Below are 8,539 nucleotides of genomic sequence, written 5' to 3'. Positions count from 1 at the left end.
CACGAACGGCCTGAGCACGAACGGCCTGAGCACGAACGGCCTGAGCACGAACGGCCTGAGCACGAACGGCCTGAGCACGAACGGCCTGAGCACGAACGGCCTGAGCACGAACGGTCTCAGCACGAACGGTCTCAGCACGAATGGTCTCAGCACGAATGGTCTCAGCACCAACGGACGTGATGCCAAAGGCGTCGTCTCTTCGGGCATGCAAATCGAAGCGGCAATCCTGCAGGATGGCACGATCATCCAGCTCGGCCAGTAATCATCGTTGCTTTGGATGCGGTAGCCTCTCGAACGGGAGGCTACTGTCTTGTAGGGACCCATTCCGTGCGTATTCTAGCGCTCTCATCCTATCTGCTGATTTTGCATGCTCTTGTCTTCTCCCAGACTGCTCTTGGAGCAGGGGGCAGGCTCCATGCGGATGGACCCGAGCTTGTGCTGAGCCTGGAGGATGGCCGTGACCTACGAGGCGAGAACCTGATCGGGATCAGGTTCGTCTTGACGGGTCAGGACGGGGCCTTCCAGATGCGGGTCGACGGCGTGGAAGAGGATAAGGCCGCCACGGGAGGTCCGCTTCTGCTTTACAGGCTGTCGGTCCATTCGCCGGACGGAGAGGAGAAGGGGCCGTTCTGCTCGCCCGATCCTCAAGGGCGGCTCACCGGTCTCGCGATGCCTGACGGTTCCGGCGGCTTCAGCTTCACATGCACCAGCGGTGCGGAGGGAAAATGCGTTCGCATGGGCTATCGCCCGTGGGACAACCGCGACGGATTACCGTTGAAGGAGCTTCATCGGGCTTGCGTCCATATGCTGCGTGCCGATTACGGCGGAGATGACAGGCCGACGACGCGGAACGGCACATCGGTCGATATTTTCGACCGGTTCGGCATTCAGGAATCGGAAAAGGCGGACGGCATGGCGTTCGAGGCGGCCTGGGGTCCGGATGGCGCATTATGTGTTGCCCATCCGCGCATCATGCAGAACATCACGCTTGAAGATATCGCTGAGCGCTATCCGCGTTTGGCTAATCGGCTAGGACCGATGCATTGCAGCCTCGAAGCGATGCAGGCAGAGCCGCAGGCGCTTCTCTTCAACCATTCCTACCCCTGAGAAATCGGGGTTTCTTATCGGCCGCGACACGACATCAGGAACCTGTCCCGGCCCGCAGAATGAGCCGGTTGCCGCGAACCTCGTAGGAGCCCAGCCGCTCGAGAAACGTCATGCCAAGAAGATTGGCGTGAAGAACGCCTTCACGGGCGATCAGCGCGCGGACTTTTCGCTCCGTGATCGGGCCGACTGTCAAGCGATCGATGACGACCGGGGCGGCGAGGGCGCTGCCGTTGGCAGTGGCGACGGGAATGGAATAATCGAGATTGTCGATCTTGAAGCCGAGCGCGGTCGCGTTCTCTGCGCGCAGGACGACGGTGCTCGCGCCCGTGTCGAAGATGAAACGTGTCTCGTGCCCGTTGACCGCGCCCTGCACCATGAAGCTGCCGTCCGTCCGGCGCGCGGCCACCACTTCGCCCTCCGGCGTGACGACGGTGCGGCCGACTGCGATGTCCCCGATGGCGCGGTCGATCACGGCCTGCAATTCTCCCCGGGATGCATAGGTCACGAGCAGAGCCACCAGAATGCCGCCGGCGATGGCGATGGATTGAACGCCATAGGTCCAGTGGCGTGAAAAGGCTTCGACGATCGAAGCCGCCATGAGGAGGGACAATCCGCCCAGGGCCACGACGCCGGAGGCCTCCATGGCTGAGAGCTCCGCGATGGTGTTGTCGACGAACAGCCCCATCAGAAGGGCTGCCAGGAGAAGAAGGAGGCCTGCGCCGCGGATGCCCGGCATCATCACGCCTTGTCGGCTTGAGGCGCGAAGGGAGATTCGATGGCAAAGGCCTGGCGCATCCGCTCCGGGAGCTCGGTCATGATCCGCTGACGGTCCTCCTCGCTCATGCGATACCAACCGGCGATCTCCTCCCGCGTGCGGCCGCATCCCTCGCAGAGTCCCGTTTCGGGGTCGAGCATGCAGACACGGATGCAGGGGCTGGAAACGCGGGTCATCTTACCTTCATGTCGTCACAGTCGGACGGCGGTCAAGAGGCCGATCAGCGCAGCGATCTCCGCCACCTGCTGGGCGGCGCCGATGACGTCTCCGGTCTGGCCCCCCAGGTGCCGCGATGCGAAGCCCGCGAGCGCAACGCCGGCGAGGCCGGAGAGCACCAGCATCAGGGCAATGCCAAGCGGCGGCAGGACCGCAACGGCTCCGAGGACGACCGCGATTCCTCCGGCAATTCCTGCCGCCAGCCAGAACGTCTCCCGAGCCGGCTGCCCGACCGCCCGCGCGATGCCGTCCCGTCGGGCCGGTGGGAGAAAAACCAGGGGAATCAGCCCGGCCGTGCGGGACAGGGATGCGGCGATGAGAAACGCCGCGATGACGGCTCCGCCATCGAGGCGGGAAGCGAGGGTGGCAAGCGCCCCGATCCTGAGTGCCAGAGCCAGAAAGAGCGCCGAGGCGCCGAAGGAGCCGATCCGGCTGTCGCGCATGATCTCCAGACGCTTCTCGCGGGTCGAACCGCCGACGCTGTCGGCAAGGTCGGCGAGCCCGTCCTCGTGCAGGGCTCCGGTCGCCATGACCATGGCGGCCACCGAGAGCATGGCGGCGAGCCAGGGGCCGAGATCGAGCAGCAGGGCCAAGCCGAACAAGGCTGCCGGCAGGAGACCGATGAGGAGCCCCCCGAGCGGGATCATGCGCACCAGACGCGGAAAGCTCGGCAAGGCGTGGGCGTCGTGCTCGAATGGAAGCGGCGGCACCGGCAGCCGGGAATAGAAGCGCACGCAATGGGCCAGATCGGCCGCAGCCGCCCGCCAGCCGCCAATCGTCGCGGCCTCGTCCCGTTCAAATTGCTCCGACATGCTTCACCCCGCGTGCATGGATCGTTATAGGTCACGCCTCTTCGTGTTCTGCAATGCCCCCTGGGCCGGAGCCCTCCATGTCTGACGCCGTGTCCTCACCTTTCGACGATATCCGCCGCCTGATCACGACCATGCCCGGTCCGGACGAGGCCGCCGTCGAGGCCGCGCAGGCGCGAGACCGGCAGCTCACCAAGCCGGCCGGGAGCCTGGGACGCCTGGAGCGGATCGCAGAATGGCTTGCTGCCTGGCAGGCGAAGCCCACGCCGACCGTGGACCGTCCGCTCGTCTGCGTCTTTGCCGCGAGCCACGGCGTAACCGCCAAGGGCGTCTCGGCCTTTCCCTCCGAGGTGAACCGCCAAATGCTGGAGAATTTCGCCGCCGGCGGGGCGGCCATCAACCAGATCTGCGCCGCCTATGGCCTGGGCTTCAAGGTGTTCGACCTCGCCATCGACATGCCGACCGGCGACATCACCGAGGCCGATGCCATGGACGAGAAGTCCTGCGTCGCCACCATGGCCTTCGGCATGGAGGCGATTGCCGGCGGCACCGATCTGCTCGCCATCGGCGAAATGGGCATCGGCAACACCACGATCGCGGCCGCCATCTATACGGCTCTTTATGGGGGATCGGCCGAGCACTGGGTCGGGCGCGGAACCGGAATCGACGACGAGGGGCTGAAGCGCAAGGTCGCGGCGGTCGAGGCAGCCATCGCCCATCATGGCGACAGCCTGAAGGATCCGCTCGAAGTGCTGCGCCGTCTCGGCGGGCGCGAAATCGCCGCCATGGCAGGTGCGATTCTCGCCGCGCGTTTGCAGCGGATCCCGGTCATCCTCGACGGCTACGTGGCGACCTCCGCTGCAGCCATCCTGCACGCCATCCATCCCTCGACCATCGATCACTGCATCGCCGGCCATCTGAGCGCCGAGGGCGCGCACCAGGATGTGCTGACCCGCCTCGGCAAGGTGCCGCTCCTGGCCCTCGGGATGCGGCTCGGCGAGGGATCGGGGGCGGCTTTGGCTGCCGGCCTCGTGAAAGCCGCGGCGGCAGTGCATCGCGACATGGCCACCTTCGGACAGGCGGGAGTTTCCGAGCGTCTGTCGTGAGGTTCCGGCGTCGTCGCTCCCGTTCGAGCGGCATCACCTCCCTGATCGTCGCGCTGGCGCTCGCCGGCGGGGCAGGGCTCGCGCTGAAACCGAACGGGCGCTCGCTCGAGGGCAGGGCCCAGGTGACCGACGGGGATACGATCCGCATCGGCGAGACGCGCATCCGCCTCAAGGGGATCGACGCGCCCGAGATCAGGCAGCATTGCTCCCGCTCCGGTCGTTCCTATGCCTGCGGCGAGACCTCCCGCCGAGCACTGATCGATCTCGTCTCCGGCGAGACGGTGCGCTGTCGCGCCACCGGCCGCGACCGCTACCAGCGGGTTCTCGCCCGCTGCACTGTGAACGGCCGGGACATCGGCGCGCGCATGGTGGAGGACGGCTGGGCCGTCTCCTATGGGCGCGATTATGACCCCGAGGAGACCCGTGCCCACAGCAGGTCGGCCGGTCTTTGGGAGGGCGATTTCGAGCGCCCTCAGGACTGGCGTAGGCGCAATTCGTGAGGGGAGCGACCTCGTGTCGTGACCCTCGCCATCTCCTCTGCCCGGATCGGCATCCCCATTTGACAAAGATGAAGCCCTCGCCGAGTTTCGAAGACCTTGCCGCACAACTGAGAGCCTGCCGGATCTGCCGCGATGCGCCGCGCTTCGGCGCGGCCCTGCCGCACGAGCCGCGCCCGATCATCCAGGGCAGCGCCACGGCGCGTCTTTGCATCGCCAGCCAGGCGCCGGGGACCCGCGCCCATGCCAGCGGCATCCCGTTCGACGACCGTTCGGGCACACGGCTGCGCGACTGGCTCGGCCTCGACCGGGCCACCTTCTACGATCCTTCCAAGGTTGCCATCGTGCCCATGGGCTCCTGCTTTCCCGGTCAGGATGCCAAGGGCGGCGATCTCGGCCCGCGCCGGGAATGCGCCGAGGCCTGGCGCCGGCCGCTCTTTCAGGCGCTCCCCTGTCTCGACCTTGTCCTGCTGATCGGCCAATATGCCCAGGCTTGGCATATGGGTGAGAATTTCAACGATGGGTTGACCGCGACCGTCCGGCGCTGGCGCGAAATCCTGTATAATCCACAGAAGCCCCGCATCCTGCCTCTGCCGCATCCGTCCTGGCGCAATAATGGCTGGCTCAAGAAGAACCCTTGGTTCGAGGCTGAGCTGCTGCCTGTGCTGCAAACCGAAGTTCGTCTGCTGCTCTCTTAGTGAGGGCGACTTAGTTGAATATGCTTTGGCAGGTGCTTAATTGGATGAGTAAAATATAATAGATTTGGAAACAATAACTTGGAACGATTTTCAAAATATTCCATTCTAATAGTGGAGGGTGAATAAATTTATGTCAAATATTAAAAATAACGATGATAATATTTTTGCTGGGCGACACATGCGTGATGCCCAAGCCAAGTGGGATCGCCTGTCCATGTCGGATCTTGCGGAGATCAAAACTAAGGCGCAACTGATCGCGCGTGTGGAAGAGCGATATGTGCTGCCTCATGAAGTGGCAGCCCAAGATGTTGAGATTTGGGGTTTGAATCGGCGCTTCTGATCGATCCAACTCGCTGACTGACCGCAGGGAGCGAATTTCCGTTCATGCATGGCGGTCTGCACGGACATCATGAAGGAATGGCCCCATGAGAGCTCACCATTTTGTTGTTGGAGATCATGTTCTTTATACGGAGCAGCGTTTCCCCCATGTCGTTTGCAAGCAGCCTTACAGGATCATCGGCTGCCTGGACTCGAAACGGCCCGAACCGCAATATCAGATACGATCCGCCACTCGGCCCTACGATTGTGTGGCGGGTGAAGATGAGCTGAGCCGGGATGCCTCGCCGATGAGCGCTTTCCTGACGGCGGATACTTCGGACGTTCTGGATGACACAGGCATGAACGAGCCTGCCAATCTCAACCTTGTGCCTTGGCCGAACCTGCCGCGCAGGGCTCAGCACAAGAACGAGCAGTCTTACCCGTTCAGACACGAGCATCCATGATCAAGCGTGGATTCTTTCTGACGGAGAATGGGCGGACTTCACTCATCCTCGCCGGGCTTGCCGTCATTTTCTGTTTCGGCCTTTTCTTCATGGTCGTTCTCTGATCCTGGAGTGTTCGCCGAGCGGTTCTGCGTCAAGATTCATCCGAAACACGAAAGGATTTCCTGTGTCTGAGTATCTTTATGCGCCTGGACAGCATGTGACGTTCACGGCCAAACGTTTCATTGGCCCTGCCTGGACCGGAGTATTCGTCGTGACCCGGCGTTTGCCCTCAGGTGACGAAGAGCCCCGTTACGAGATCAGAAGTACGGGCGAAATCTATAGCCGGGCAGTTTTCGAGAGCGAGTTGAACCCCCGCTTCCAAGTCTTTCAACCCACCGATCTATGATCTATGATGCGGCATAGCGAACGAAGCGCCGGACCGAGGCGAATGATCGGATCATCAGGCTGGCCAGGCCGGCATCCTTCCTTAGTCTGAACTTGGCATTTAAGGGTTCTCTGCACCGGGATCCGTCCTATGTTCGAGCGTGAGCAGAAGGAGCTTTCCGGCATGAGCCCCACCACTCTACGCTGCATCGTCGACGGATCGGTCGCGACGATCACGCTGGCGCGGCCCGAGAAGATGAACGCGTTCAACGCCGACATGCACGCGGAACTGCGGGACGCGCTGGACCGGTGCGAACGGGACGAGGCGGTGCGCGTCGTGGTCCTGACCGGGGAGGGGCGGGCTTTCTCCTCGGGCCAGGATCTGTCGGTCGATTTGAAACGCGACGAACAGGGCCGTGTCGATCTCGGGCCCGCGCTCACCCGCGATTACAACCCGCTGGTGCTGAGGCTGTCCAACTATGCGAAGCCGACCATCGCCGCCCTGAACGGCCCAGCGGTCGGCGCCTCCATGAATATCGCGCTCGCCTGCGACATCGTCGTGGCGGCCCGCTCCGCCTATCTGCAGGAGGCCTTCGCCAAGATCGGCCTGATTCCGGATGCAGGTGGCACCTGGATCCTGCCGCGCCTCGTCGGACCCAAGCTGGCGCTCGCCTTCATGCTGAGCGCCGAGGCCATTCCCGCCGACGAGGCCCAGAGGATGGGCCTCGTCTACAAGGTGTTCGACGATGCGTCCTTCGCGGTCGATGTGGCTGCTTTCGCCGCAAGGCTCGCCGAGGGACCGGGGCTCGCCTATCGTCTCACCAGGCAGGCGGTGGGAGAGAGCCTGGCGAACGATCTCGAAACCCAGCTCGCTCTCGAAGCCAGGCTCCAGGCCGAGGCTGGATCGAGCCATGATTTCATGGAAGGCGTCGCGGCTTTCCGCGAGAAGCGTGCTCCCCGGTTCGAGGGACGATAAGCATACGCATCAGCTACAGGCCCTCTGCAAACGCGGAATCCGGCTCTCCTTCATATGATCCTCGCCAGGGTCTCACGGGGCGTGACGCCGTACATTCGTTTGTAGGCTGTCCCGAACTCTCCCATATGCGAGAAGCCGCACGCCAGGGCGATCTGCATGACGGAGTTGAGAGACGGATCCGCGACAAGGAGCGCTTTGTGTGCCTTTTGCAGGCGAACCGATCGCAGGAACGTCATTGGAGTCCTGTTGCGGAATCTCTGGAAGCCGTTCTGCAGGCTTCTGGCACTCACGCCGGCCTGCGCCGCAATCTCCGCCAGGGACAAGGGCTCGGCGAAGTGCGCCTCGATGAAGGCCTCTGCTCGCCTCACGTAGTAGGGAGCAGCTGCCGATTGCGGCTGGAGAAGTAAATCTGAGTAATTGTGTCGATGGCCGTAGAGCAAGGTCGTCAGGACCAGCTGCTCAAGGTTGTCCCAGGCCGCCGGCACGTGCCTGATGAGCGAATCCGGGTTGCTGAGTTCAGCCGACGCATATTCGACGATACGAAGCCAACTTCTGCCAGCCGCCGTGTCGAGCGGTAGGTCGATGTCGAGCTCAATGCGCCGATTCAGTTCATGCCCAAGCAGCTTTGCGCAATGTCGCGATAGTCTGCCGCGGTCCACGAGAAGAGCGCGGGCGTCGCAGTCCTCGGAAAACCTAAGGATGCGCTTGGGGCCGGACGAGAAGATGATGCTCTGGGGTCCCGAAACGTTGAACTCGTCATTCCCGTAGAGCAGTTGAGCGCTTCCCTTCTGGGCCATCACGAAAGCGAAGTTGTTGAGGCGCTCATCCGTATCGTTCGGCGGGAGATCGATGAACATCTTGCGCCCAAATCGAACGTCGAAGACGCCCAGATCCTGAAGGCCGTGGAATCGAAATCCGCCGTCAAGTTGTCCACCCCGTGTCATGGGGGCAAGCTTCTGAGAGGCGACGAATTGGCTCAATGCCACTTCGAGCTCATCAAGCTCCCTGGTCCTGAAGGAATGATCGGCAATAAGCTTTCCGGTTTTTGCGGACATGAGTTTAGAGGACTGGGAGTTTCACCTGAAACAATTGTATGTTGAGAATTGGAGAATAAGGCATTTCAGACTTACACGGACAAAATGATGTGTCCATGACCGAAGTTGATATCAGTATCGAGGCGGTGATCCTGTTTGACAATCTTCAAGTG

Annotated in this window: 12 protein-coding genes; 8 read left to right on the top strand and 4 right to left on the bottom strand. The window is 62.5% G+C overall.

The features are described from left to right. A partial coding sequence (locus tag AB4097_RS18510; protein WP_442042245.1) for a hypothetical protein occupies positions 1-262 on the top strand: 262 nt, incomplete at its 5' end. Positions 263-327: 65 nt separating this feature from the next. Next, positions 328-1,107 (top strand): ADYC domain-containing protein, encoded by a 780-nt coding sequence (locus tag AB4097_RS18505; RefSeq protein ID WP_442042243.1) that lies wholly within the window; start codon positions 328-330, stop codon positions 1,105-1,107. A gap of 34 nt (positions 1,108-1,141) precedes the next feature. Here AB4097_RS18505 and AB4097_RS18500 read toward each other — a convergent pair whose 3' ends face one another. Genes AB4097_RS18500 through cobS form a run of 3 tightly spaced genes read right to left on the bottom strand, consistent with a single transcriptional unit; the run spans position 1,142 to position 2,910 of the window. Continuing rightward, the gene (locus tag AB4097_RS18500; protein WP_442042241.1) at positions 1,142-1,843 is read right to left on the bottom strand and encodes a retropepsin-like aspartic protease family protein; all 702 of its coding nucleotides are present in this window, start codon (positions 1,841-1,843) and stop codon (positions 1,142-1,144) included. A 2-nt stretch (positions 1,844-1,845) separates the two neighbouring features. Next, positions 1,846-2,058, bottom strand: a complete 213-nt coding sequence (locus tag AB4097_RS18495; RefSeq protein ID WP_442042239.1) for a DUF1289 domain-containing protein — start codon at positions 2,056-2,058, stop codon at positions 1,846-1,848. Positions 2,059-2,073: 15 nt separating this feature from the next. Then, positions 2,074-2,910 carry an adenosylcobinamide-GDP ribazoletransferase gene (gene cobS / locus AB4097_RS18490; RefSeq protein ID WP_442042238.1) on the bottom strand — a complete coding sequence of 279 codons (837 nt, stop codon included), beginning with the start codon at positions 2,908-2,910 and terminating at the stop codon, positions 2,074-2,076. A gap of 77 nt (positions 2,911-2,987) precedes the next feature. Between cobS and cobT the strand changes: the two genes are divergently transcribed. From cobT to AB4097_RS18460, 6 genes are all read left to right on the top strand, one after another. Continuing rightward, on the top strand, positions 2,988-4,013 hold the full coding sequence (gene cobT / locus AB4097_RS18485) for a nicotinate-nucleotide--dimethylbenzimidazole phosphoribosyltransferase (RefSeq protein ID WP_442042237.1): 1,026 nt from the start codon (positions 2,988-2,990) through the stop codon (positions 4,011-4,013). Next, positions 4,010-4,513: a thermonuclease family protein gene (locus AB4097_RS18480; RefSeq protein ID WP_442042235.1), complete on the top strand. Its 504-nt coding sequence runs from the start codon at positions 4,010-4,012 to the stop codon at positions 4,511-4,513. Before cobT ends, AB4097_RS18480 begins: the two co-directional genes overlap by 4 nt. A 68-nt stretch (positions 4,514-4,581) precedes the next feature. Beyond that, positions 4,582-5,208, top strand: coding sequence for a uracil-DNA glycosylase family protein (locus tag AB4097_RS18475; protein WP_442042233.1), 627 nt, complete (start codon positions 4,582-4,584; stop codon positions 5,206-5,208). Between the two features lie 130 nt (positions 5,209-5,338). Further along, complete coding sequence (locus AB4097_RS18470; protein WP_442042232.1) at positions 5,339-5,548, top strand: hypothetical protein; 210 nt, start codon at positions 5,339-5,341, stop codon at positions 5,546-5,548. Positions 5,549-5,633: 85 nt separating this feature from the next. Further along, the gene (locus tag AB4097_RS18465; RefSeq protein WP_442042230.1) at positions 5,634-5,990 is read left to right on the top strand and encodes a hypothetical protein; all 357 of its coding nucleotides are present in this window, start codon (positions 5,634-5,636) and stop codon (positions 5,988-5,990) included. A 517-nt stretch (positions 5,991-6,507) separates the two neighbouring features. Then, on the top strand, positions 6,508-7,332 hold the full coding sequence (locus AB4097_RS18460) for an enoyl-CoA hydratase-related protein (protein WP_442042228.1): 825 nt from the start codon (positions 6,508-6,510) through the stop codon (positions 7,330-7,332). Between the two features lie 50 nt (positions 7,333-7,382). On the opposite strand, the gene AB4097_RS18455 is transcribed toward AB4097_RS18460, so the two are convergent. Then, positions 7,383-8,318 carry an AraC family transcriptional regulator gene (locus AB4097_RS18455; protein WP_442042226.1) on the bottom strand — a complete coding sequence of 312 codons (936 nt, stop codon included), beginning with the start codon at positions 8,316-8,318 and terminating at the stop codon, positions 7,383-7,385. Between the last annotated feature and the right edge of the window lie 221 nt (positions 8,319-8,539).

Source organism: Microvirga sp. 2MCAF35, from assembly GCF_052115545.1.
Classification (GTDB): Bacteria; Pseudomonadota; Alphaproteobacteria; order Rhizobiales; family Beijerinckiaceae; genus Microvirga.
The sequence above is the reverse complement of the archived record's forward strand: the minus strand, read 5'-3'. Positions and strand labels throughout refer to the sequence as shown.